Below are 24,964 nucleotides of genomic sequence, written 5' to 3'. Positions count from 1 at the left end.
AAGGTCTACGTTTCGCGATCCGTGAAGGTGGCCGTACAGTAGGTGCTGGTGTTGTTGCTAAGATCTTCGACTAATTCATAGCGAATTAGACGGATGCTTTCGGAAAATCTTGAATTAGATTTGACGAACCAGTAGCAAAAAGGGCATCATTTGATGCCCTTTTTCTGCACTCAACATAATTTTTGCTGTTTTCTTGTTCAGAAGTTACTGAGTGCGGAGCAAGATTAAGCAAACGGGCTTAATCTTATTAAGAGTACGCTGATTTTTTCAGCGATATGGAGTTTGCCCTGCAACAGCGGGGTTGTTGTCGTCTATATTAAGACTTGAAACAGGTTGGTTTTATGAAAGCAAATAATGCTGAAACTCCTGATAGCTCAAATGCAGCAGATACGTTTAAGTGGATCGTCGCTTTCGTATTGGCAGCTGCCGCTGTTGTGGGTAATTACCTGTATGGTGAAATGTCTGTAGTGATTCGCGCTGCAGGCGTTGTTGTTCTTATTGCAGCTGCTCTAGGCGTTGCAGCAACAACGACTAAAGGTAAAGCAGCGATCAGTTTTGCAAAAGAATCGCGTATGGAAGTACGCAAAGTTGTTTGGCCTACACGCCAAGAAACCATGCAAACAACACTGATCGTTTTAGCTGTAAGTATTGTAATGGCTCTAGTGCTATGGGGTATTGACGGAATTATGGTTCGTCTAGTAGCTCTAGCGACTGGGGTATAGAGGGTTTTAATTCATGAGTGAAGCTCCAAAAAAACGCTGGTATGTGGTTCAAGCCTTCTCTGGATTTGAAGGTCGTGTGGCTCAATCTCTGCGCGAGCATATCAAGATGCACGGCATGGAAGAGCTATTCGGTGAAGTACTAGTTCCTACTGAAGAAGTAGTAGAAATGCGCGCGGGTCAGCGCCGCAAATCTGAGCGTAAGTTCTTCCCAGGTTACGTCCTTGTTCAGATGATTATGAACGATGAATCATGGCACCTTGTACGCAGTGTGCCGCGTGTCATGGGCTTCATTGGTGGTACCTCGGACCGTCCTGCACCTATCACAGACAAAGAAGCTGACGCGATTCTTAACCGTCTCGAGAAAGCGAGTGAAGCACCTCGTCCACGTACTATGTACGAAGCGGGTGAAGTGGTACGTGTTAATGAAGGTCCATTTGCTGACTTCAACGGTACAGTTGAAGAAGTGGATTACGAGAAGAGCCGCCTGAAAGTGTCTGTATCGATCTTTGGTCGTGCAACACCAGTTGAGCTTGAATTTGGTCAGGTTGAAAAACTAGACTAAGACTCTTAAATAAAGAGTATAAAAAATCACCTTTTTAGGGTTGTATAAGGCGCGGATTATGACTATAATTTCGCGCCTTTTTGCTTCTGGTGAAGTAAAAAGTTTTTTACATAAACGGGGAGCTGATCAGTGATTAGCGATTGTACCCAAATTTAGGAATTATTATGGCTAAGAAAGTTGAAGCTTACATCAAGCTACAAGTTGCTGCTGGTATGGCTAACCCTAGTCCACCAGTAGGTCCTGCACTAGGTCAACACGGTGTTAACATCATGGAATTCTGTAAAGCGTTTAACGCGAAAACAGAATCTATCGAGAAAGGTCTACCGACTCCAGTAGTTATCACTGTTTACAACGACCGTTCTTTCACGTTCGTAACTAAGACTCCACCTGCTGCTGTTCTACTTAAGAAAGCTGCTGGCGTTAAGTCTGGTTCAGGTCGTCCAAACACTGAAAAAGTTGGTACTGTAACTGACGCTCAAATCCAAGAAATCGCAGAAACTAAAGCTGCTGATATGACTGGTGCTGACATCGAAGCGATGAAACGCTCAATCGCTGGTACTGCTCGTTCAATGGGCCTAGTGGTAGAGGGTTAAGATCATGGCAAAACTAACTAAGCGCATGCGCGTAATCCGCGAAAAAGTTGACGTAACTAAAGAATACGAAATCAACGAAGCTGTTGCTCTTCTTCAAGAACTAGCAACTGCTAAATTTGTTGAGTCTGTAGACGTTGCTGTTAACCTTGGCATCGATGCTCGTAAATCTGACCAGAACGTACGTGGTGCAACTGTACTACCTCACGGTACTGGCCGCGAAATCCGCGTTGCAGTGTTCACTCAAGGTGCAAACGCTGAAGCAGCTAAAGAAGCTGGCGCAGACATCGTTGGTATGGAAGATCTTGCTGAGCAAGTGAAGAAAGGCGAAATGAACTTTGACGTAGTTGTTGCTTCTCCAGATGCAATGCGCGTTGTAGGTCAACTAGGTACTATCCTAGGTCCTCGCGGTCTAATGCCAAACCCTAAAGTTGGTACTGTAACTCCTAACGTTGCTGAAGCAGTTAAGAACGCTAAAGCTGGTCAGGTTCGTTACCGTAACGACAAAAACGGCATCATCCACACTACTATCGGTAAAGCTACTTTCTCTGCAGAGCAGATCAAAGAGAACCTAGAAGCACTTCTAGTTGCTCTTAAGAAAGCTAAACCATCTTCAGCGAAAGGTACTTTCCTGAAGAAAGTAAGCATCTCTACTACTATGGGTGCTGGTGTTGCTGTTGATCAGGCTAGCCTGAACACTCAAGCATAATTTATTTGCTTAGGTGCAAAATTAGTGTATAATTTTGCGCCTAATATTTGTGGTTGGGGCTGAACTTTGGTTCTTTGAACTGTCTCCTAGTTCGAATTGAATTAAGACCCAGTCTCCGTCCAAGACCGTAGGTGTTTGTTCATTAGCAAACTTAATTGCCCTACGTAGATGGTGCCCGAACTGACAGAAAGCTCTATATTTTAATAGTTAACTTTCTTCTGGGAAGCACCTAAATAGCTCTCACTGTCGTGATGATAGTGAGTGGTGTAACGACAACCAGGAGTAAATCCAAGATGGCTTTAAACCTTCAAGACAAAAAAGCAATTGTTGCTGAAGTCAACGAAGCTGCCAGTGGTGCACTTTCTGCAGTTGTAGCTGATTCTCGTGGCGTTCAAGTTGGCGCGATGACTTCTCTACGTAAACAAGCTCGTGAAGCGGGTGTTTACATGAGAGTTGTTCGTAACACTCTTGCTCGTCGTGCGGTTGAAGGTACTGAGTACGAGTGTCTAACTGACACTTTCACTGGTCCTACTCTAATCGCGTTCTCTAACGAGCACCCAGGTGCTGCAGCGCGTCTTTTTAAAGACTTCGCTAAAGAGAACAAAGACTTCGAGATCAAAGCTGCTGCATTTGAAGGCGCGCTAACTGACGCTGAAGTACTAGCGACACTACCAACTTACGACGAAGCAATCGCACGCCTAATGATGTGCATGAAAGAAGCTTCTGCTGGCAAGCTGGCACGTACGTTCGCTGCTATCCGCGATCAAAAAGAAGAAGCAGCGGCATAAGCCTTGCTTTTTACTGGTTGCTTAATAAACTTATTGTTGACTTAAAAGAGAATTGTTATGTCTATTACTAACGAGCAAATCCTAGACGCAGTTGCAGAAATGTCTGTAATGCAAGTTGTTGAACTAATCGAAGCAATGGAAGAGAAATTCGGTGTTTCTGCTGCTGCTGCTGTTGTAGCTGGCGGTGCTGCTGCAGGCGAAGCTGCTGCTGAGCAAACTGAATTCGACGTAATCCTAGAAGCTGCTGGCGGTAACAAAGTTGCTGTAATCAAAGCAGTACGTGGCGCAACTGGCCTAGGTCTTAAAGAAGCTAAAGCTCTTGTAGACGGCGCTCCAGCACCTCTTAAAGAAGGTGTTGAGAAAGCAGAAGCTGAAGCTCTTAAAGCTCAGCTAGAAGAAGCTGGTGCAACTGTTGCTGTTAAGTAATTATTGCATAGTTTCTTAGCCTAACGGCTAACTGGCTGGTGGTTTTTTAACCACCGGCCTTTTTGCGCTGTAGGGTATAGGTGAATTTTCCCGCTGTTTAAGCGCCTCATACCCATGCAAAAAACATTTCATTCTATCGAAATGAAATGTCACTACAGTAAACAGCTATTTAGTCACTGTCCCTTACCCCCCTTAAGTAACTAGGAGCGGGCGGACAGTTTGGGTCACTTATCAGCGAGCTGAGGAACCCCATGGTTTACTCTTATACCGAGAAAAAGCGCATCCGTAAGGACTTTGGTACTCGTCCACAAGTTTTGGACATTCCATACCTGCTATCGATCCAGCTCGATTCGTTCGACAAATTTATCGAACAGGATCCTGAAGGTCAATACGGTCTTGAAGCTGCTTTCCGTTCTGTATTTCCAATTCAGAGCTACAACGGCAATTCTGAGCTGCAATACGTTAGCTACCGTCTTGGTGAGCCAGTTTTTGACGTTAAAGAATGTCAAATCCGCGGTGTAACTTACTCAAAGCCACTACGTGTAAAACTACGCCTAGTTATCTTTGATAAAGACGCGCCAGCAGGTACTGTAAAAGACATTAAAGAACAAGAAGTCTACATGGGTGAAATCCCACTCATGACAGATAATGGTACCTTCGTAATCAACGGTACCGAGAGGGTTATCGTATCCCAGCTGCACCGAAGCCCAGGCGTGTTCTTCGACAGCGATAAGGGTAAGACCCACTCATCAGGTAAAGTTCTATACAACGCACGTGTTATTCCTTACCGTGGTTCATGGCTTGATTTCGAGTTTGATCCTAAGGATAACCTGTACGTACGTATCGACCGCCGTCGTAAGCTACCAGCATCGATCATCCTTCGTGCACTAGGTAAATCGTCTGAAGAAATCCTAGATATCTTCTTCGAGAAAGTGAACTTCGAAGTGAAAGACCAAACTCTACTGATGGAGTTGGTTCCAGATCGTCTACGTGGTGAAACTGCGTCATTCGACATCGAAGCTGATGGTAAAGTTTACGTTGAGCAAGGTCGTCGCGTAACAGCTCGCCATATCCGCCAATTAGAGAAAGATGGCGTTGATCACATCGAAGTACCTGTTGAGTACATCGTTGGTAAAGTTGCATCGAAAGATTACATCAACGAAGCAACAGGCGAGATCATTGTTAATGCTAACCAGGAAATCAGCCTGGAAGCACTAGCGAACCTATCTCAGGCTGGCCACAAAGCACTAGAAGTTCTATTTACGAACGATCTAGACCACGGTCCGTTCATGTCAGAAACACTACGTATCGACAGCACGGTTGATCGTATTTCTGCACTGGTAGAAATCTACCGCATGATGCGCCCTGGTGAGCCGCCAACAAAAGAAGCTGCAGAAGCACTATTCGAAAGCCTATTCTTCTCTGAAGAGCGTTACGATCTATCGACTGTTGGTCGTATGAAGTTCAACAGCTCTATCGGTCGTGAAGATGCTCAAGAGCAAGGCACACTTGACGAAACTGATATCGTTGAAGTGATGAAGAAGCTTATCGCGATCCGTAACGGTAAAGGCGAAGTGGACGATATCGACCACCTAGGTAACCGTCGTATCCGTTCTGTAGGCGAAATGGCTGAGAACCAATTCCGTGTAGGTCTAGTACGTGTTGAGCGTGCAGTTAAAGAGCGTCTAAGTTTAGGCGACCTTGACGCAATCATGCCTCAAGACTTGATCAACGCGAAGCCAATTTCTGCAGCCGTTAAAGAATTCTTTGGCTCTTCACAGCTTTCACAGTTCATGGACCAAAACAACCCACTATCAGAAGTCACGCACAAGCGTCGTATTTCTGCATTGGGTCCTGGCGGTCTGACTCGTGAACGTGCTGGCTTCGAAGTTCGAGACGTACACGTAACGCACTACGGTCGTCTATGTCCTATCGAAACGCCTGAAGGTCCAAACATCGGTCTGATCAACTCTCTATCTGCGTTTGCGCGTTGTAACGAGTACGGTTTCCTAGAGACTCCATACCGTCGCGTTGTAGATGGCGTTGTGACAGACGAAGTAGATTACCTATCTGCAATCGAAGAAGGCCAATTCGTTATCGCTCAGGCTAACGCTGCGTTAACTGAAGAAGGTACGTTTGCAGATGAGCTGATCACAGCTCGTCAGAAAGGTGAATCTGGTCTACACCCTCGTGAGCACGCTCAGTACATGGACGTTGCGACAAACCAGGTTGTATCTATCGCTGCATCGCTTATCCCGTTCCTAGAACACGATGATGCGAACCGTGCATTGATGGGTGCGAACATGCAACGTCAGGCAGTTCCAACACTGAAAGCTGACAAACCGCTTGTTGGTACTGGTATTGAACGTAACGTAGCCGTTGACTCAGGTGTAACTGCAGTTGCGAAACGTGGTGGTGTAATCCAGTCTGTAGATGCTTCTCGTATCGTTGTTAAAGTTAACGATGAAGAGCTGGTACCTGGCGAAGCGGGTATCGACATCTACAACCTAACTAAATACACACGTTCTAACCAGAACACATGTATCAACCAGCGCCCATGTGTGATGCCAGGTGAACCTGTATCACGCGGTGACGTACTTGCTGATGGTCCATCAACAGACCTTGGTGAGCTAGCGCTTGGTCAAAACATGCGTATCGCGTTCATGCCTTGGAACGGTTACAACTTCGAGGACTCGATCTTAGTATCTGAGCGCGTAGTTCAAGAAGACCGCTTCACGACTATCCACATTCAAGAACTAACTTGTGTGGCACGTGATACTAAGCTGGGTTCTGAAGAGATCACAGCGGATATTCCAAACGTAGGTGAGTCTGCTCTGTCTAAACTAGACGAGTCAGGTATCGTTTACATTGGTGCTGAAGTTAAGGGTGGCGACATCCTGGTTGGTAAAGTAACCCCTAAAGGTGAAACTCAGCTAACGCCTGAAGAGAAGCTACTGCGTGCTATCTTCGGTGAGAAAGCATCAGACGTTAAAGATACGTCACTACGTGTACCTAACTCGGTATCTGGTACGATCATCGACGTTCAAGTCTTCACTCGCGATGGCGTAGAGAAAGACAAGCGTGCGCTTGAAATCGAACAGATGCAGCTGAAAGAAGCGAAGAAAGACCTAACTGAAGAATTCCAGATTCTTGAGGGTGGCCTTCTAAACCGTGTTAAAGCTGTTCTGATTGAAGGCGGTTACTCTGAAGCGAAGCTAGAGTCTACTGATCGTAAGAAGTGGCTAGAGCTAACGCTTGAAGATGACGCACTGCAAACTCAGCTAGAGCAACTTGCTGAGCAGTGGGACGAGATCAAAGCTGACTTCGATAAGAAGTTCGAAACGAAGCGTCGTAAGATCACTCAAGGTGATGATCTAGCACCTGGCGTACTGAAGATCGTTAAGGTTTACCTAGCGGTTAAACGTCGTATCCAGCCTGGTGATAAGATGGCCGGTCGTCACGGTAACAAGGGTGTAATCTCTAAGATCAACCCTGTTGAAGACATGCCATACGATGAAAAAGGTCAGCCTGTAGACATCGTACTTAACCCACTGGGTGTACCTTCACGTATGAACATCGGTCAGATCCTAGAAGTTCACTTAGGTCTGGCAGCGAAAGGTATCGGTGACAAGATCAACCAGATGGTTAAAGAGCAGCAAGAACTGGCGAAATTCCGCGAGTTCCTACAAAAAGTTTACGACCTAGGCGAAACTCGCCAGAAAGTAGACGTTGCTTCTCTGTCTGACGACGAAGTACGTACACTGATCAAGAACCTGCGTGGTGGTCTACCAATCGCGACTCCAGTATTTGACGGTGCGAATGAATCTTCAATCAAAGAGCTTCTAAAACTAGGTGACCTACCAGAATCTGGTCAGCTAACGCTGTTTGATGGTCGCACAGGTGATGCGTTTGAGCGTCCTGTAACGGTTGGTTACATGTACATGCTGAAACTAAACCACCTTGTTGATGACAAGATGCACGCTCGTTCAACTGGTTCGTACAGCCTAGTAACTCAGCAACCACTTGGTGGTAAAGCTCAGTTCGGTGGTCAGCGTTTCGGTGAGATGGAAGTATGGGCACTGGAAGCATACGGTGCTGCTTACACGCTACAAGAAATGCTAACTGTTAAGTCGGATGACGTTAACGGCCGTACTAAGATGTACAAGAACATCGTAGACGGAAGCCATAGCATGGAACCTGGTATGCCAGAATCGTTCAACGTACTGTTGAAAGAGATCCGCTCGCTAGGTATCAACATCGAGCTAGAAGACGAAGAGTAATCTCTTTCCCTAATAGAGAAAGCTGATTATCGGTAGAAAGGTGCTCACTTTTATAGGTGGGCTCCTTTTAACTCCTTACAGGAGCTGATTGTGAAAGACTTATTAAACTTTCTAAAAGCACAGCATAAGACCGAAGAATTTGATGCAATCAAAATCGGTCTATCTTCACCAGACATGATCCGTTCATGGTCTTTCGGTGAAGTTAAAAAACCTGAAACGATCAACTATCGTACGTTCAAGCCTGAACGCGATGGTTTGTTCTGTGCGCGTATCTTTGGTCCAGTTAAAGACTACGAATGTCTTTGTGGTAAATACAAGCGCTTGAAGCACCGTGGTGTTATCTGTGAGAAGTGTGGTGTAGAAGTTACACAAACTAAAGTTCGTCGTGACCGTATGGGCCACATCGAGCTTGCTTCACCAGTAGCTCACATCTGGTTCCTAAAATCGCTACCGTCTCGTATCGGTCTACTAATGGATATCCCTCTACGTGATATCGAACGTGTTCTTTACTTCGAAATGTACGTAGTAACTGAGCCAGGTATGACTGATCTAGAAAAGAGTCAGATGCTTACTGAAGAAGAGTATCTAGACCGTCTGGAAGAGTGGGGCGACGAGTTCACTGCTAAGATGGGTGCAGAAGCTATCAAGGACCTACTAGGTTCTATGGATATGCACGCTGAAGCAGAACTAATGCGCGAAGAGCTAGAGTCTACAAACTCTGAAACTAAGCGTAAGAAAGTCACTAAGCGTCTTAAACTGGTAGAAGCGTTCATCGCATCGGGTAACAACCCAGAGTGGATGATCCTAACGGTACTTCCAGTACTTCCGCCAGATCTACGCCCTCTAGTACCACTAGATGGCGGTCGTTTTGCGACTTCTGATCTGAACGATCTATACCGTCGTGTGATCAACCGTAACAACCGTTTGAAGCGTCTTCTAGAGCTAGCGGCTCCGGACATCATCGTACGTAACGAAAAACGTATGCTGCAAGAGTCTGTTGATGCGCTACTAGATAACGGTCGTCGTGGTCGTGCGATCACAGGTTCGAACAAGCGTCCTCTGAAATCTCTTGCTGATATGATCAAGGGTAAACAAGGTCGTTTCCGTCAGAACCTTCTAGGTAAACGTGTAGACTACTCTGGCCGTTCTGTAATCACAGTAGGTCCATACCTTCGTCTACACCAGTGTGGTCTTCCTAAGAAGATGGCACTTGAGCTATTCAAACCATTCATCTACAGCAAGCTAGAGACTCGTGGCCTAGCGACGACAATCAAAGCTGCTAAGAAGATGGTAGAGCGTGAAGAAGCGGTTGTTTGGGATATCCTGGACGAAGTCATCCGTGAACACCCAGTACTATTGAACCGTGCACCTACACTTCACCGTCTAGGTATCCAGGCGTTCGAACCAGTACTTATCGAAGGTAAAGCGATCCAGTTACACCCACTTGTTTGTGCGGCGTACAACGCGGACTTCGATGGTGACCAAATGGCGGTTCACGTACCTCTAACTCTAGAGGCACAGCTTGAAGCTCGTACTCTGATGATGTCGACAAACAACATTCTGTCGCCAGCGTCAGGTGATCCGATCATCGTACCTTCTCAGGACGTTGTATTGGGTCTGTACTACATGACTCGTGAAAAGATCAACGTGAAAGGTGAAGGCATGTACCTTTCTGGCCCAGCAGAGGCTGAGAAAGCATACCGCACCAAACAAGCTGAACTTCACGCACGCGTTAAAGTACGTATTACTGAAACAGTCGTAGACGAAGACGGCAACAGCACAACATCTACTGGTATGGTTGATACCACTATCGGTCGTGCAATGCTATGGCAAATCGTGCCAGCTGGTCTACCGTACAGCATCGTTAACCAAAAGCTAGGTAAGAAGCAAATCTCTAACCTACTTAACGAGGCGTACCGTAAGCTAGGTCTGAAAGACACAGTAATCTTCGCTGACCAAATCATGTACGCTGGTTTCGCTTATGCGGCACTATCTGGTGTATCTGTTGGTATCGACGATATGGTTGTACCGGCAGCTAAGTACACTGAAATCGCAGAAGCGGAAGAAGAAGTACGTGAAATCCAGGAACAGTACCAATCTGGTCTTGTTACTGCGGGCGAACGCTACAACAAAGTTATCGATATCTGGGCATCGACCAACGACCGCGTTGCGAAAGCAATGATGGAGAACCTGTCATCTGAAACGGTAGTTAACCGTGACGGTGAAGAGGAACAACAAGAGTCGTTCAACAGCATCTACATGATGGCGGACTCCGGTGCTCGTGGTTCTGCAGCACAGATTCGTCAGCTTGCTGGTATGCGTGGTCTGATGGCGCGTCCAGATGGTTCAATCATCGAAACGCCGATCACAGCGAACTTTAAAGAAGGTCTAAACGTACTTCAGTACTTTATCTCAACGCACGGTGCTCGTAAGGGTCTTGCGGATACGGCACTGAAAACAGCGAACTCGGGTTACCTAACTCGTCGTCTAGTAGACGTTGCTCAAGACGTTGTTGTAACTGAACATGACTGTGGCACTCACGAGGGTGTTGACATGATGCCTCATATCGAGGGTGGTGATGTTAAAGTTGCACTGTCTGAGCTAGCGCTTGGTCGTGTTGTTGCTGAAGACGTTCTAAAACCTGGTACTGAAGATGTTCTTATTCCACGTAACACCCTGATCGATGAGAAGTGGTGTCAAATCATGGAAGAGAACTCAGTAGACAGCATGAAAGTACGTTCAGTTGTTACTTGTGATTCTGACTTCGGTTGTTGTGCACAGTGTTACGGTCGTGACCTAGCACGTGGTCACCTAGTGAACCAAGGTGAAGCAGTAGGTGTTATCGCTGCTCAGTCTATCGGTGAACCGGGTACACAGCTTACGATGCGTACGTTCCACATCGGTGGTGCAGCATCGACAGCAGCAGCTGAAAACAGCGTTCAAGCTAAGAACAACGGTTCTATCAAGCTACACAACGCTAAGTCAGTAGTGGCAGATGACGGTAAGATTGTTATCACTTCTCGTGCAACTGAACTAACCATCATTGATGAGTTTGGCCGTACTAAAGAGAAGCACAAACTGCCTTACGGTACACTACTAAGCAAAGGTGACGGTGACTCAGTTCAAGCTGGTGAAACGGTCGCTAACTGGGAAGCGCACACACTACCAATCATTACTGAAGTAGCGGGTCGCATCCAGTTCGTAGACATGATCGACGGTGTAACCGTTTCTCGCCAAACAGATGATCTAACCGGTCTATCTTCAAGCGAAGTAACTGACGCAGCCGCTCGTCCATCTGCAGGTAAAGATATGCGTCCAGCTATCAAACTTGTCGATGAGCAAGGTAACGATGTAATGATCCCTGGTACTGATATGCCAGCTCACTACTTCCTACCTGGTAAAGCGATTGTTAACATCGAAGATGGCGCAGCTGTAGGCGTAGGTGCAACACTTGCACGTATTCCTCAGAAATCTGGTGGTAACAAAGATATCACCGGTGGTCTTCCACGAGTTGCTGACCTGTTCGAAGCACGTAAGCCAAAAGAGCCTGCGATACTTGCTGAACACACAGGTACAGTTAGCTTTGGTAAAGAGACCAAAGGTAAGCGTCGTCTAGTGATCACTCGCGACAGCGGTGAAGCTTACGAAGAGATGATTCCTAAGCATCGTCAGCTTAACGTTTTCGAAGGTGAGAAGGTTGAACGTGGTGATGTCATCGCTGATGGCCCAGAGTCTCCACATGACATCCTACGTCTACGTGGCGTACACGCGGTAACTCAGTACATCGCGAACGAAGTACAAGAAGTTTACCGTCTACAAGGCGTTAAGATTAACGATAAGCACATTGAGACTATCGTTCGTCAAATGCTACGTAAGTGTACTATCACATTCGCTGGTGATTCTGAGTTCCTACCTGGTGAGCAAGTTGAGTACTCACAAGTTAAGATTGCTAACCGTAATCTGGAAGCTGAAGGCAAAGAGCCTGCACGTTTCGAACGTGAACTTCTAGGTATTACCAAAGCGTCTCTAGCAACTGAGTCGTTCATCTCTGCGGCATCGTTCCAGGAGACAACTCGCGTACTAACAGAAGCTGCGGTTTCTGGTAAGCGTGATGATCTACGTGGTCTGAAAGAGAACGTAATTGTTGGTCGTCTGATCCCAGCTGGTACTGGTTTCGCATACCACCAAGATCGTCAAGCTAAACGTACTGAAGCGCAAGAAGGCCCGTCTGCTGAACAAGCAACGGATAACCTGGCGGCACTTCTAAACGCTGGCTTCTCTTCTGAAGAATAAGCGTCTGACGAGTTATCGTTAAGAGTGAAAAAAGGCACCCTCGGGTGCCTTTTTTAATGTCTCAATTTTTAATACCTAAAAAGGGCTGATGCTTTCACATCAACCCTTCTTCTATAGATTATCTAGAGTTCGCTTACGCACCTGGCGGCATCGCTAAGCTATCAGAAATCTGTTGAATCAACTGATCTTCTACTTCGAAACGCGTCTCAAGAATCTCTCCAACGAGTGACATGTCTGAGTTGAAGTCCGGCAGTTCATCGTCTTCTGTGACCTCAGAATATTTATCGTTAAAGTTCAGCAGTGGCTCAGTGGTAATGACGATTTGTCCATAAGTCTGATTGATTTCATCGGTCACGACAAAGCCTGTCGATTTCCAGCGATCCATGACCATATCGTAAATTTTGAAATGGCCTTCAGAGATATAGTCGACCAGGTGTTGGCAGAAGTTTTGCAGCTCGGAAGGGGTAGGAAGTTCAATCACATTAGTTTTCGAACAAGGTTGCAGTGCTGCAAGCTTACAGTATTCAACGATCAGCGATTGTCTCGTGTCTAACCAGTGATCAATGACATCATTGGAGCCACCCCACTGGTCTTGTGTTTTTTTGAATTTTTTTAGCATGACCATGCCCTCATGATCTGATCGCCCGATGGCGAACGTATCCTTTGCATAGCAAAGTTAGTAAAGTAATTACAAACTCTTGTCCTGACTAAAATTTATAGTTGCAAAGTCCTTAACGATAAACTCTAGTATGAAATTAGATTGCCAGTAAAATGGTTGAACTTCAAGCAAAGGGAGGGTGTGATGTTAAGAAAAGGTGATGTTAAGCGCGTAGAAAATGCGCATTGGTGTGTTGTTTCAGGAAGTGAAATTTGGCTGGTGGATGGTGCTGTTCCTATTGGTTCGGCGGAACAATTAGGCTTGCCAGAAGCAAGTGCAAGACAAATTGGTGAGTATCAACAGCAGCCATTTATGTGGATAAACCTGGCCGACCTCGATCAGGATTTACCTATGACGCCATTGCGAGATTGTTTGCACTTTCCTGAAGCGCTTTTTTTGTTGCTAAGTAAGGCCATTCAATATGGGCACATGACGCAAAGTTTACGCTTTTGTCCTCAGTGTGGTGGCCGGAACTTTATCAATAATAATCAGTTAGCCATGCAGTGTGGTGAGTGTCGAACGTTACACTATCCACGTATTTTTCCATGCATTATTGTCGCTGTGCGTAAAGATAAGCAGATTCTTTTGGCACAGCACCCAAGACATCGAAGTGGTATCTACACCGTGATAGCAGGCTTTCTGGAGGTCGGAGAGACATTAGAAGAGTGTGTCGCGCGTGAAATACACGAAGAAACTGGCATCTACGTAAAAAATATTCGTTATTTTGGTAGCCAGCCTTGGGCATTCCCATCAAGTATGATGATGGCATTCTTAGCCGACTATGACTCTGGGGAAGTGACCCCCGATTATACTGAATTAGCGGATGCACAGTGGTTCAATGTGGATGAAATCCCTCCTGTTGCTCCAAAAGGTACGATTGCCCGAGCTCTCATAGAGCAAACTCTGCAAGATATTAAAGCGGACTGCTTGGATCAATAGACAAAAAAAAACCCTCCGAGAGGGAGGGGGTAAGTAAGATGTCGTTATGAGATGCTGAGTACCAAGTACTCAGTTTATAATTGTAGTTTTCGCTAGCGAACAAATTTTTAACACTGATACGGGGTGGTTGCAAATTAAGCATTGATTTAAAAGTTAATAACTTGATCCAGGTTGCAAAGCACACATCAATTGGCCTTAAATCAGTGATAGAATACTCCCTTTAAAAGAAAGCTTAACAATTGGAATTACGGAATGACTGAATTAAAAAATGATCGCTATCTACGCGCTCTAATGAAAGAGCCGGTAGATTACACGCCAGTATGGATGATGCGTCAGGCAGGTCGTTATCTACCAGAATACAAAGCGACGCGTGCACAAGCGGGCGATTTCATGTCTTTGTGCCGAAATGCAGAATTGGCCTCTGAAGTGACACTCCAACCTCTACGCCGTTTTCCTCTTGATGCAGCAATCTTGTTCTCTGATATCCTGACTATCCCTGATGCAATGGGGCTTGGTCTGCGCTTTGCTGCGGGTGAAGGCCCAGTGTTTGATAATCCAATCACTTGCAAAGCGGACGTGGAAAAAATTGGCCTTCCGGATCCAGAAGGTGAGCTGCAATACGTGATGAACGCTGTGCGTCAGATCCGCAAAGACCTGAACGGTGAAGTGCCATTAATTGGTTTCTCTGGCAGCCCGTGGACACTGGCAACTTACATGGTCGAAGGTAGCAGCTCAAAAGCGTTCACTAAGATTAAGAAGATGATGTACGCAGAGCCACAAACTCTGCATCTATTGCTCGATAAGCTTGCTGATAGTGTTATTGAATACCTGAATGCACAAATTAAAGCGGGTGCGCAATCCGTGATGGTATTCGATACATGGGGTGGGGTACTGACTCCTCGTGACTACAATCTATTCTCGCTGCAATACATGCATAAAATCGTCGATGGTCTGATTCGTGAAAACGATGGTCGTCGTGTGCCTGTGACTCTATTTACTAAGAATGGCGGTATGTGGTTAGAACAAATCGCAGCAACCGGCTGTGACGCGGTTGGTCTGGACTGGACGATTAACATTGCCGACGCAAAAGCACGCATCGGTGACAAAGTAGCGTTGCAAGGTAATATGGATCCATCGATGCTTTACGCATCACCTGAGCGTATCCGTGAAGAAGTTGCTGACATTCTGGAAGGCTTCGGTGATACAGGCACGGGCCATGTGTTCAACCTTGGTCACGGCATTCATCTGGATGTTCCGCCAGAAAACGCCGGTGTATTTGTGGAAGCGGTACACGAGCTATCCAAGCCATACCATAAATAATCTCGACTTCTAGAAATCAATACCGGCATCTATTGCCGGTATTTTTTTGTCTGAAATTTATCGATGTACAGCTTATATAGTATTTAGCCTACCATGATCTAATTACTTGATAATCTGTACGTAATATTTATTTGTATTTAAAAACAATTATTTATGGGTTTGAGTTGCTTGTGTCTTTTTGCTCTGTACAGGTAAGGCAGTATTTAGATCATAGGTAACCTAAAGCATCGCATGAATGCGACTTTGCAGGTAAGGGACAACATCGGTTTCAAACCATGGGTTCTTCTTAAGCCATAACGTATTACGTGGCGAAGGGTGAGGTAGAGGGATAAAGTCCGGTTCCCAGTCCTGCCAATGTTGAACGGTTTCGGTCAGTGTTTTGGGCTTATTAGTCAGGTAGTAGTTTTGTGAATATTGACCAATGAGTAATGTCAGCTCGATATTGGGCAGTTGTTGCAGCAGCTTTTGATGCCAGGTTGGTGCACATTCCTTACGGGGAGGCAGGTCTCCGGACCTTCCCTTGCCGGGATAACAAAATCCCATCGGAATAATGGCAACTTTGGTCGGATCGTAGAAGGTATCTTTATCCATATCCAACCACTGGCGTAGCCTATCACCACTCGGGTCATTCCAGGGGATAGATGTTTTATGGACCCGGGTGCCCGGTGCCTGACCAATAATCAATAAGCGAGCTTCTTTACTCGCTTGTATGACCGGGTTGGCGCCTAATGGTAAATCGCTAGCGCAAAGCTGACAGGCGCGAACGTGTTTCAGTAGTGCATCTAGAGACATCAGTGCTTTAGTACCCTTTATCGAAATCGACTTGGTAATTGAGGGTGAACCCATCCCGCCAACGTCGGTAATTTTCGGCAAATATCTCCGCTACCTGTTCTGGGAAACTAAGCGCAGCAATGTGTGGCGTGATAGTCACTTGTTGTAGCTTCCAGAAAGGGTGCGATTGAGGAAGAGGCTCTTGCTCAAAGACATCCAGAATCGCGTGTTCTACCCAGCGGTTTTTAAGTGCTAACAACAGCCCCTCATCCTCTAGTACGTCACCTCGTCCCACATTAATCAGTATGGCTTGGTTTAGATGACTGAGCGTTTCGCTATTCAGTAGGTAAAGGGTCTCTGGTGTACTTGGCAAAGTATTGACGACAATATCTGACTGTTTTAAAGCATTCGCCAGTTCATTGATATGGAAAGTCTGGTCAAACTCTCCTCCTGACGTCGGAATGCCGGTACGATTAATACCAATGGTCTTTATTCCCATAGCTCGAACCGTGTTTGCTAAGTAACAACCGATGCTACCCGTGCCGAGAATCACCATGGTTTTGTTCTGCAGAGAGCCATATAGGTGTGGCTGCCACTGTCGATTTTGCTGCTGCTGGTGGTAGCGGCTAAAGTGACGATAGTGGGCGATACAGTAACCAATGACATATTCGGCAATGAGTGGGCCAAAGATCCCTCGCACATTCGTCAGGGTATAATCGCGACGCAAATCCTGCTGTATTAAGGTATTCACTCCTGCAAAGGTAGATTGTACCCAGTCAAGTTGTGAAAACTCGTCTAACCTTTGTGATAGCAGAGGCGGATCCGCCAGAACAATCTGAGCGTCATTCGGATTATCCGTAACGCTAAGATCGGGCAGGTTTTTCTCTGCCAATAAGGCTTGGTAGGTGCTTTGATGCTCTGAGAGCAGGAAAATCTTATTTGGTTGCGGCATTAACTTTTTTCCCTGTGATGAATCAAGTACACTTTCGCTGTTTTTTTCTTCAATGATTGAGTGACTATGCTTAAGAATCCTCTTCAGGTTCGTTTGGAAAAACTAGAACCTTGGCAACAAATTACCTTTATGGCGTGTCTGTGCGAGCGCATGTATCCAAACTACGCAATGTTTTGTGAGAATACAGAATTTGCGGAACCGCGCGCTTACCGAGCGATTCTTGATAGTGTATGGGAAATTCTGACAGTTAAGAGCGCAAAAGTGAACTTTGAGCGTCAACTAGAAAAGCTGGAAGAGTTATTCCCAAGTGCTGATGAGTTTGATTTTTACGGGGTATACCCAGCGATGGACGCGTGTCAGGCGCTGTCTACATTGTTGCATGGTCTGTTGGATCGCGATTACCTGTTCGATTCGATGATTAAAGTGAGTCAACAGTCGGTACAAACCGTGGCGGATCTTGAGCAAGCTCAGGGCAGCGAGCCAATCACTAATGACAATCAAAAAGAAAACCAGGCCGTGTGTGAAGAGTGGGATGTTCAGTGGGCTATTTTCCGTCCACTACGTGAAGCCACCGAGCGTGATATTAGTTTGATTAAAGATCTGCGTGAAGAATTACGAGAAGAGGGTGTAAGCAATATTGGTGTTGCGCTTTAACCCTTGCGAGAAATGAAAAAAGGCATCCAACTGGATGCCTTTTTACTGTCCGTATTCTAATAACGATTAAGATTCTTTAGAATCTGGTTTCGCTGTTTCAGCGGACTCATTCTTGGGTTCCTGATTCTCCGTCTCCGGCTCTATTTCTTCTTCGTCATCCCGGCTCTCTATCACACCGTGCTTCTCTTTCCAGCTTTCCCAGCGTTGATAGGCTAGCTCTTGCATGTCTGTGCTCTTGTCTGCTTCGTCGATGATCTCTTCACCTACCAGGTGCTCAAAGATGTCCTCCAGTGTCACCAGGCCTTGCACAGTGCCGTATTCATCAACGATGAGGGCTAACTGCAGGCGATGGGTCATCATCTGATCAAACACTTTAGGTAGCGCTGTATTATTCAGTACTACCTGAATTGGACGCATCACCGCGCCCAGCTGTTTCTGACCGCAACCAGATTGTTGCAGTTTAAACAACTCCAAACGATGCACAAAGCCGATGATGTTGTCTTTCTGTTCGCTGTAAATCAACGGACGAGAGAAAGGCGTATCCTTGTGTTTCTCCAAAAATTGGTCAATCGTCTTGGTTGCGTTAACGCGAAACACCACAGGGCGAGGTGTCATCACCTGGGTAACAGGCACATCCTGAATACCAAGCAGGTTACTCAGAATTTTTGACTCACCTTCGGCAAACTCGCCGCTTTCACGAGCAAGAATCGCCATTGCGGATAACTCATCACGCATCTTAGGTGCAACGTGATTGCGAGATAGACGTTTGGTGATTTGCTCAGAGAACCAAACGAAAGGCGTTAATGCCCATACCATCCAGCGTAAAGATACCGCTGCGGTAGGAGCGAGCTGACGCCAGTAAGTTGCACCAATGGTCTTAGGCACAATTTCAGAGAAAACCAATATAGCTAATGTCAGTACCGCAGAGAAAATACCAAGCGCTTCACTACCGAAAACCACTGTGGCTTGCGCACCAGCGGTTGCCGCACCAATGGTATGCGCGATGGTGTTAAGCGTCAAAATCGAAGCTAATGGACGGTCAATGTCGGATTTGAGTTTAGAAAGCTGCCCAGCAGCAGGGTGCCCCTGTTGATTGAGTTGTGCGATGTAGCTTGGACTGATACTCAGTAATACTGCCTCCAGTACCGAACAGATAAATGAAATGCCGATAGCAATAGAGATATAAATGGATAACAGCAGCATAGTTGCCCTTGAAAGTAATTAAATAGTCGTTGTTTGCAGCCATTATAGCCGCGTATGTGGGATATAAATTGCGCCAAATACGTTGGAAAGCAAGGGGATTCGGGCCTTATGTGGTAACAAATTGTGAGTTAATACTCATATTATGGCTAAAAGTACGTCATAAAATCGAAAGTTCACCCACAAACCTTTGCCAGATGGGGCATTTATGTTTTAGAGTGAGACGAATTCGATAACCTATAAGAAGGGAAACCTAATGAACAAGACCCAATTAATCGACTTTATCGCAGAGAAAGCAGATCTATCAAAAGCACAAGCAAAGGCTGCTCTTGAAGCGACTCTTGAAGGTGTAACAGGCGCACTGAAAGAGGGTGACCAAGTTCAACTAATTGGTTTTGGTACATTCAAAGTAAACCACCGTGCTGCACGTACTGGCCGTAACCCTAAGACTGGCGATGAGATTCAAATCGCAGCGGCTAACGTTCCTGCATTCGTAGCAGGTAAAGCACTGAAAGAATCAGTAAACTAAGTTAGAATGCACCGAGGTATCCTGCCTCGGTGCAATTTTATGAACAAACATCTCTTCACTACGCTTCTCCTTTCTGGTCTTTCCCTTGTTGGCTGTTCATCAGTTGAAACCCCTAATCTAGAACAATTTACTCATTTCACTGGTGGCAAAACCGAGGGTGATGCAAGTAGTTTGTATTGGATGACTGAACGGCTGACCCGTGTCAGTACGGCAGCAGACTATGTAACATCGGGGGAGTACGGTTGGTACCAGAGTGATTATCGCTGGGATGAAGGGGAATTGCGGGAGTTGAATCGAAAGGGCGATCAGATTGATGCCAAGCACGGCATGGTGCCTTTTCAAATCCACATCCGTTTTAATAAAGATGGTGAGGCTGTTTATCAGCAATACCGACTCAATAACAAAGTCCTACCTTTACAACCTGATCAATTAGCGCGTTTTAAACAAGAAGCTAACGATGTTGTTACCTCTGTGAAAGCGCGTTCTCGCAATGGTCAGAGCCTGATTCAAGGCTATTGGAATGGGGAACTGCTAGAAGCTTGCGATGGCAAAGAATTCACGACATTAGAGTTTAATCAAACGTTGCCAAAATTTGTCATTGACCGATTGGCATCGGTTGATAGTTACATTGCCTTTATTGGTAGAGAGTCCCGCAATAAGGTGACGATCGATGAATTACTGTTGCTCAAAGGTGATGACTTTGACTGTGTTCAGCGGCCTCAACTGATCGCAGAGTAGAAACATTTTGCTGTGAAAAATAAAAAGGCGCTTTACGCGCCTTGTTATTTATAGCCAACTTATGTTGTTTTTATTTTGATTGCTCGCGCGCAATAGCACGATAGCCAATATCATTACGATGGAACATGCCATCCCAGCTGATTTGTTTCGCTAGCTTATACGCGCGTTGCTGAGCTTCTGAAACAGTGTGGCCAAGAGCTGTAGCACATAGAACTCGACCACCGTTTGTCACTACATCGCCGTCTTTGTTCTCAGTACCCGCGTGGAAGACTTTCTCACCTTCAATTTCGGTCTGAGGTAGGCCTGAAATCACATCACCTTTGTTGTACGCCGCTGGGTAACCACCTGCGGCAAGAACAATACCGATAGACGCGCGTGGATCCCATTTCGATTCCACTTGATCCAGTTTCTTGTCTACAGCAGCCAGACAAAGTTCAACTAAATCTGATTGCATGCGCATCATGATTGGTTGAGTTTCAGGATCGCCAAATCGACAGTTATATTCGATCACTTTTGGCGTGCCGTCTGTATCGATCATCAGGCCAGCGTATAGGAAGCCTGTGTATGGGTGACCTTCTTCCGCCATACCGCGAACGGTTGGATAAATCACTTCTTCCATGATGCGGTTGTGGATTTCAGGTGTAACGACTGGTGCTGGAGAGTAAGCTCCCATGCCACCTGTGTTAGGGCCAGTATCTTTGTCACCAACACGTTTGTGGTCTTGGCTGGTGGCCATTGGTAGTACGTTCTCACCGTCTACCATCACGATGAAGCTTGCTTCTTCGCCGTCTAAGAATTCTTCAATAACCACGCGACTGCCAGCATCACCAAAAGCGTTACCAGCAAGCATGTCTTTGATTGCGTCTTCCGCTTCTTCCAGTGTCATGGCAACGATAACGCCTTTACCTGCAGCAAGGCCGTCAGCTTTCACAACGATTGGTGCGCCTTGCTCACGAACGTAAGCCAATGCAGGTTCAATCTCGGTAAAATTAGCGTAAGAACCCGTTGGGATCTTATGGCGAGCAAGAAAGTCTTTGGTGAACGCTTTTGAGCCTTCAAGCTGAGCAGCAGCCTGAGTTGGGCCGAAAATTGGCAGGCCAGCTTCATTAAACGCATCAACGACACCAATCACAAGTGGTGCTTCAGGGCCAACAATAGTCAGTTCAATCGCGTTTTCTTTCGCAAAAGTAACAAGAGCAGCCGTGTCTTCAACATCGATGTCGACGTTTTTCAGTTTAGGCTCAAGTGCAGTACCCGCGTTACCAGGGGCAACAAAGACGGTTTCAACATTTGGGTTCTGAGCGGCTTTCCAACCCAGTGCGTGTTCACGACCGCCGGCACCGATAATTAATACATTCATTTTTAATCCTTTTTATCACGGTGGTGATAAGAATACAGAACGCTTCGCTTACAGAACACAGAAGAGCAATCATCCATTCTGTATTCTCGAAGGGCGCGTCGTGGCGCCCGCTCTGTATTCTGTATTTTCAATTAGTGACGGAAGTGACGCATACCAGTAAAGATCATCGCCATATCGTGCTCATCTGCAGCTGCAATAACTTCGTCATCACGCATAGAGCCACCTGGCTGAATCACACACTTAATGCCTGCTTCTGCTGCCGCATCAATACCATCACGGAATGGGAAGAATGCGTCCGATGCCATTACGCTACCAGCGACTTCCAGACCTTCGTCTGCTGCCTTGATGCCTGCGATTTTAGCAGAGTAAACGCGGCTCATTTGGCCTGCGCCTACACCAATAGTCATGTCACCTTTTGCGTAAACGATCGCGTTTGATTTCACAAATTTCGCTACCTTCCAGCAGAATAGCGCGTCTTTTAGTTCTTCTTCTGTTGGCTGACGCTTAGAGACCACTTTAAGGTCGTCCAGGCTAACCATGCCTTGATCACGGTCTTGAACCAGTAGGCCACCGTTAACGCGTTTAACGTCAAAGCCTGTTGTTTTAGTTGTCCACTCACCACACTCAAGCAGACGAACGTTTTTCTTCGCTGCAACCACTTCTACCGCTTCCGCTGATACTGAAGGTGCGATAATCACTTCAACGAATTGACGCTCAACGATAGCTGAAGCGGTTTCTGCGTCTAGCTCTTTGTTGAATGCGATGATGCCGCCGAATGCTGATGTTGGATCAGTTTGGTAAGCGCGGTTGTACGCCTCTAGGATGTCTTTACCTAGTGCTACACCACATGGGTTTGCGTGTTTCACGATCACACATGCTGGCTCGTCGAACTCTTTCACACATTCAAGTGCTGCATCAGTGTCAGCGATGTTGTTGTAAGAAAGTGCTTTGCCTTGAATTTGGCGTGCTGTAGAAACTGACGCTTCTTCTGGGTTTGCTTCAACATAGAACGCTGCGTCTTGGTGACTGTTCTCACCGTAGCGCATGTCTTGCTTTTTCAGGAACTGTTGATTGAAAGTGCGTGGGAACTTCGACTCTTCATCACCTTCTTTGTTCTCACCGTAAGATGGAACCATAGTGCCGAAGTAGTTCGCGATCATGCCGTCGTAAGAAGCAGTATGTTCGAATGCGGCAATAGCAAGGTCGAAGCGAGTTTCTAGAGTCAGAGACTTGTCGTTTGTATCCATTTCAGCGACTACGCGGTCGTAATCTGAAGCGTTAACAACGATAGTTACGTCTTTGTGGTTTTTCGCTGCAGAGCGAACCATTGTTGGACCACCGATATCGATGTTCTCAACAGCGTCTTCAAGAGTACAGCCGTCTTTAGCAACGGTTTCTGCAAATGGGTATAGGTTCACGACAACCATGTCGATAGGATTGATGCCGTGCTGTTCCATCACTTCATCGTCTTGACCGCGACGGCCTAGTACGCCACCGTGAACTTTCGGGTGAAGCGTCTTAACGCGACCATCCATCATTTCTGGGAAACCAGTGTAGTCAGAGACTTCAGTTACTGCGATACCTTGCTCAGCAAGTAGACGAGCGGTACCACCAGTAGATAGGATATCGACACCACGTTCAGCAAGAGCTTGCGCAAACTCAACAATACCTGTTTTGTCTGATACGCTGATTAGCGCGCGGCGAATAGGACGAGCGTTGTTCATGCTTCCATTTTCCTCAAATTCACGGAGTTAAAGATGTTTGCCAAAAATGAACTTGTTTTTACCTCTTGGGGGTAAAATATTGGCCAGTTTTGGTAAAGACCTTTTGAGGTGTTTTCCGGTCAGAAAACAGTCTCCACTATTTGATGGCGCGTATTCTAACCAATTTATTACAAAAAAGCTCGCGCAATCGTTTGGCATCTCAAAAATAATTGCAAAAAAGTCGACCTTTAGCTTTAAAAGTAACGAGATAGTTAATAAGGACAGTTATGTTTCAGATAGGTGAATTGGCGAAACGCTGTGGTGTGAGCACGGATACATTACGATTCTACGAAAAAAATGGGCTAATTAAGCCAGCCGGACGAAGTGAATCAGGCTATCGCTTGTATAATGAAGAGAATAAAAAGCAAGTGCGGTTTATCCTAAAAGCGAAAGATCTTGGCTTAAGCTTGGGGGAGATTAAAGACCTGTTGGAAATTAAGCTTGAAGCGACGGAACATAGCTGTGCTGAAGTGAAAGCGATTACGTCGGCTAAGTTAGAGCTGGTGGATGAAAAGATTAATGAACTGACTAAAATTCGCCAGGCACTCAAAAAGATTAATGACGCCTGTTGCGGTCATGTCTATGAAGATGCCAGTCACTGCTCCATCTTAGCTGCCTTGGAATAGTTCCTGGTTTACGAGCATCAACCTTTGGCGATATTGTGAGAAAGCAAACTCTGTCTCAGGCTCTTAAGCTGCTTGATACCGTTCTGTCTTATATTATTCTTGGCAAACAGACGCCGTGGAATAAAGACGTAGAATTAGCGAACAAGCTATATTTCCAAACCCTCTATAGATAGATATGTCTTTAAAGACTGACTTATTATGTGAGTCGTTAGTTTTTAAAAGTGACATTGAGCTAGGCTACGCCACACCACCAAACACTCCTCTATTCATAGGTGACATTATATAAGCGCCTACCACTAAGCGTGTCAGCCCTTCACATTGGTGAGGCATGCCCATAAAAGAGGTCTCTTTAACTGTGTAATGATGAATACCACATATAAGATGACAAAAGATCACGATGAATGACCGAAAATAATCGGTAGAGACGTCAGTGAGGAAATAACGGTTGGTTCTTTTATTACGTAGCAATGGCCTTTATCAGCAGAAAAGAGCCGTATCGATCAAGAAAAATCGCCCAAATCGGTCCCTATTTATACAAAGTGTTTATTGTTTGCTCGCTTGAAAGTTTTTTTGCAAAAAACGCTTGTGCTAATTTCTCAACTCCCTATACTGCGCATCCACCGACACGGAGTGAGACGAAAGTCACACAGCGAGTCGGAAAGAGAGAAAAAAGAAATTTGAAAAAATGCTTGACTCTCTTACGGTGCGGAGTAAGATACGCACCCCTAACGACGAGCAACTAGGTTGCTAAGAAAGTTAGAAAAGCTCTTTAACAATATAGACCTATCAATCTGTGTGGGCACTCGTTGATGATAATCCAATTAGAAATTTCCTCTAAATAAAGAGGGGTTTCAAATTAGGTTTCAATGAACTGAGTGACCAAAACAAATAACTTCGGTTATTTGGCACAGTCAATTCAGTAGTGAATAGAATCTAGACTCTAGGGTCCTAGGTCCTAGGTCCTAGGAACTACAAATCAGTATTCATTGAGCCGAACAAAATCTTAAATTGAAGAGTTTGATCATGGCTCAGATTGAACGCTGGCGGCAGGCCTAACACATGCAAGTCGAGCGGAAACGAGTTA

21 protein-coding genes, 1 rRNA gene and 1 pseudogene are annotated in these 24,964 nt (G+C 45.8%); 17 read left to right on the top strand and 6 right to left on the bottom strand.

Translation table 11 applies throughout. The features are described 5' to 3' along the window. The 9 genes and pseudogenes from RXX31_RS23715 to rpoC form a co-directional block, all read left to right on the top strand. A pseudogene (locus tag RXX31_RS23715) lies at positions 1–74 on the top strand (elongation factor Tu); the annotation flags it as partial. Positions 75–341: 267 nt separating this feature from the next. Then, positions 342–722 (top strand): preprotein translocase subunit SecE, encoded by a 381-nt coding sequence (gene secE, locus RXX31_RS23710; protein WP_264903787.1) that lies wholly within the window; start codon positions 342–344, stop codon positions 720–722. A gap of 13 nt (positions 723–735) precedes the next feature. Continuing rightward, on the top strand, positions 736–1,284 hold the full coding sequence (gene nusG, locus RXX31_RS23705; RefSeq protein WP_005384681.1) for a transcription termination/antitermination protein NusG: 549 nt from the start codon (positions 736–738) through the stop codon (positions 1,282–1,284). A 164-nt stretch (positions 1,285–1,448) separates the two neighbouring features. After that, positions 1,449–1,877, top strand: coding sequence for a 50S ribosomal protein L11 (rplK, locus tag RXX31_RS23700; RefSeq protein WP_008078231.1), 429 nt, complete (start codon positions 1,449–1,451; stop codon positions 1,875–1,877). Positions 1,878–1,881: 4 nt separating this feature from the next. Beyond that, positions 1,882–2,583, top strand: coding sequence for a 50S ribosomal protein L1 (gene rplA / locus RXX31_RS23695; RefSeq protein WP_317592082.1), 702 nt, complete (start codon positions 1,882–1,884; stop codon positions 2,581–2,583). Positions 2,584–2,876: 293 nt separating this feature from the next. Continuing rightward, positions 2,877–3,371 (top strand): 50S ribosomal protein L10, encoded by a 495-nt coding sequence (rplJ, locus tag RXX31_RS23690; protein WP_317592081.1) that lies wholly within the window; start codon positions 2,877–2,879, stop codon positions 3,369–3,371. A 57-nt stretch (positions 3,372–3,428) separates the two neighbouring features. Then, complete coding sequence (gene rplL, locus RXX31_RS23685; RefSeq protein WP_005382540.1) at positions 3,429–3,797, top strand: 50S ribosomal protein L7/L12; 369 nt, start codon at positions 3,429–3,431, stop codon at positions 3,795–3,797. Positions 3,798–4,048: 251 nt separating this feature from the next. Further along, positions 4,049–8,077, top strand: a complete 4,029-nt coding sequence (rpoB, locus tag RXX31_RS23680; protein ID WP_317592080.1) for a DNA-directed RNA polymerase subunit beta — start codon at positions 4,049–4,051, stop codon at positions 8,075–8,077. 90 nt (positions 8,078–8,167) lie between these two features. After that, positions 8,168–12,370, top strand: coding sequence for a DNA-directed RNA polymerase subunit beta' (gene rpoC, locus RXX31_RS23675; RefSeq protein ID WP_317592079.1), 4,203 nt, complete (start codon positions 8,168–8,170; stop codon positions 12,368–12,370). 133 nt (positions 12,371–12,503) lie between these two features. On the opposite strand, the gene rsd is transcribed toward rpoC, so the two are convergent. Further along, complete coding sequence (gene rsd / locus RXX31_RS23670) at positions 12,504–12,995, bottom strand: sigma D regulator (protein WP_317592078.1); 492 nt, start codon at positions 12,993–12,995, stop codon at positions 12,504–12,506. Positions 12,996–13,172: 177 nt separating this feature from the next. Between rsd and nudC the strand changes: the two genes are divergently transcribed. Further along, entirely contained in the window at positions 13,173–13,967 is a 795-nt protein-coding gene (gene nudC, locus RXX31_RS23665) for an NAD(+) diphosphatase (protein WP_317592077.1), read from the top strand. A gap of 252 nt (positions 13,968–14,219) precedes the next feature. Further along, the gene (gene hemE / locus RXX31_RS23660; RefSeq protein WP_317592076.1) at positions 14,220–15,287 is read left to right on the top strand and encodes a uroporphyrinogen decarboxylase; all 1,068 of its coding nucleotides are present in this window, start codon (positions 14,220–14,222) and stop codon (positions 15,285–15,287) included. Between the two features lie 219 nt (positions 15,288–15,506). Here hemE and RXX31_RS23655 read toward each other — a convergent pair whose 3' ends face one another. Both RXX31_RS23655 and RXX31_RS23650 read right to left on the bottom strand, forming a co-directional pair. After that, the gene (locus RXX31_RS23655) at positions 15,507–16,079 is read right to left on the bottom strand and encodes a uracil-DNA glycosylase family protein (RefSeq protein ID WP_317592075.1); all 573 of its coding nucleotides are present in this window, start codon (positions 16,077–16,079) and stop codon (positions 15,507–15,509) included. A gap of 7 nt (positions 16,080–16,086) precedes the next feature. Then, positions 16,087–17,010 carry a D-2-hydroxyacid dehydrogenase gene (locus tag RXX31_RS23650; RefSeq protein WP_317592074.1) on the bottom strand — a complete coding sequence of 308 codons (924 nt, stop codon included), beginning with the start codon at positions 17,008–17,010 and terminating at the stop codon, positions 16,087–16,089. Positions 17,011–17,076: 66 nt separating this feature from the next. On the opposite strand from RXX31_RS23650, the gene RXX31_RS23645 reads away from it, so the two are divergent. Beyond that, positions 17,077–17,664, top strand: coding sequence for a YjaG family protein (locus tag RXX31_RS23645; protein WP_317592073.1), 588 nt, complete (start codon positions 17,077–17,079; stop codon positions 17,662–17,664). Positions 17,665–17,730: 66 nt separating this feature from the next. On the opposite strand, the gene RXX31_RS23640 is transcribed toward RXX31_RS23645, so the two are convergent. Next, positions 17,731–18,867 carry a hemolysin family protein gene (locus RXX31_RS23640; protein ID WP_317592072.1) on the bottom strand — a complete coding sequence of 379 codons (1,137 nt, stop codon included), beginning with the start codon at positions 18,865–18,867 and terminating at the stop codon, positions 17,731–17,733. 253 nt (positions 18,868–19,120) lie between these two features. Here RXX31_RS23640 and hupA point away from each other — a divergent pair, with 253 nt between their 5' ends. Continuing rightward, on the top strand, positions 19,121–19,393 hold the full coding sequence (gene hupA / locus RXX31_RS23635; protein WP_005433627.1) for a nucleoid-associated protein HU-alpha: 273 nt from the start codon (positions 19,121–19,123) through the stop codon (positions 19,391–19,393). A gap of 39 nt (positions 19,394–19,432) precedes the next feature. Next, a complete protein-coding gene (locus RXX31_RS23630) occupies positions 19,433–20,131 on the top strand; it encodes a DUF1481 domain-containing protein (protein WP_317592071.1) in 699 nt (232 codons plus the stop codon). A gap of 70 nt (positions 20,132–20,201) precedes the next feature. Here the strand turns inward: RXX31_RS23630 and purD are convergent, their stop codons facing one another. Together purD and purH are read right to left on the bottom strand one after the other, a co-directional pair. Continuing rightward, positions 20,202–21,491 (bottom strand): phosphoribosylamine--glycine ligase, encoded by a 1,290-nt coding sequence (gene purD, locus RXX31_RS23625; RefSeq protein WP_317592070.1) that lies wholly within the window; start codon positions 21,489–21,491, stop codon positions 20,202–20,204. 131 nt (positions 21,492–21,622) lie between these two features. Then, positions 21,623–23,215: a bifunctional phosphoribosylaminoimidazolecarboxamide formyltransferase/IMP cyclohydrolase gene (gene purH / locus RXX31_RS23620; RefSeq protein WP_317592069.1), complete on the bottom strand. Its 1,593-nt coding sequence runs from the start codon at positions 23,213–23,215 to the stop codon at positions 21,623–21,625. Between the two features lie 266 nt (positions 23,216–23,481). Here purH and zntR point away from each other — a divergent pair, with 266 nt between their 5' ends. From zntR to RXX31_RS23605, 3 genes are all read left to right on the top strand, one after another. Beyond that, a complete protein-coding gene (gene zntR / locus RXX31_RS23615) occupies positions 23,482–23,880 on the top strand; it encodes a Zn(2+)-responsive transcriptional regulator (RefSeq protein ID WP_317592068.1) in 399 nt (132 codons plus the stop codon). 35 nt (positions 23,881–23,915) lie between these two features. Next, positions 23,916–24,053, top strand: a complete 138-nt coding sequence (locus RXX31_RS23610; protein WP_317592067.1) for a hypothetical protein — start codon at positions 23,916–23,918, stop codon at positions 24,051–24,053. Between the two features lie 832 nt (positions 24,054–24,885). Continuing rightward, positions 24,886–24,964: ribosomal RNA gene (locus RXX31_RS23605) — 16S ribosomal RNA — on the top strand; the annotation flags it as partial.

This window comes from Vibrio sp. EA2 (genome assembly GCF_033042495.1).
In the GTDB taxonomy this organism is placed as follows: domain Bacteria; phylum Pseudomonadota; class Gammaproteobacteria; order Enterobacterales; family Vibrionaceae; genus Vibrio.
The sequence above is the reverse complement of the archived record's forward strand: the minus strand, read 5'-3'. Positions and strand labels throughout refer to the sequence as shown.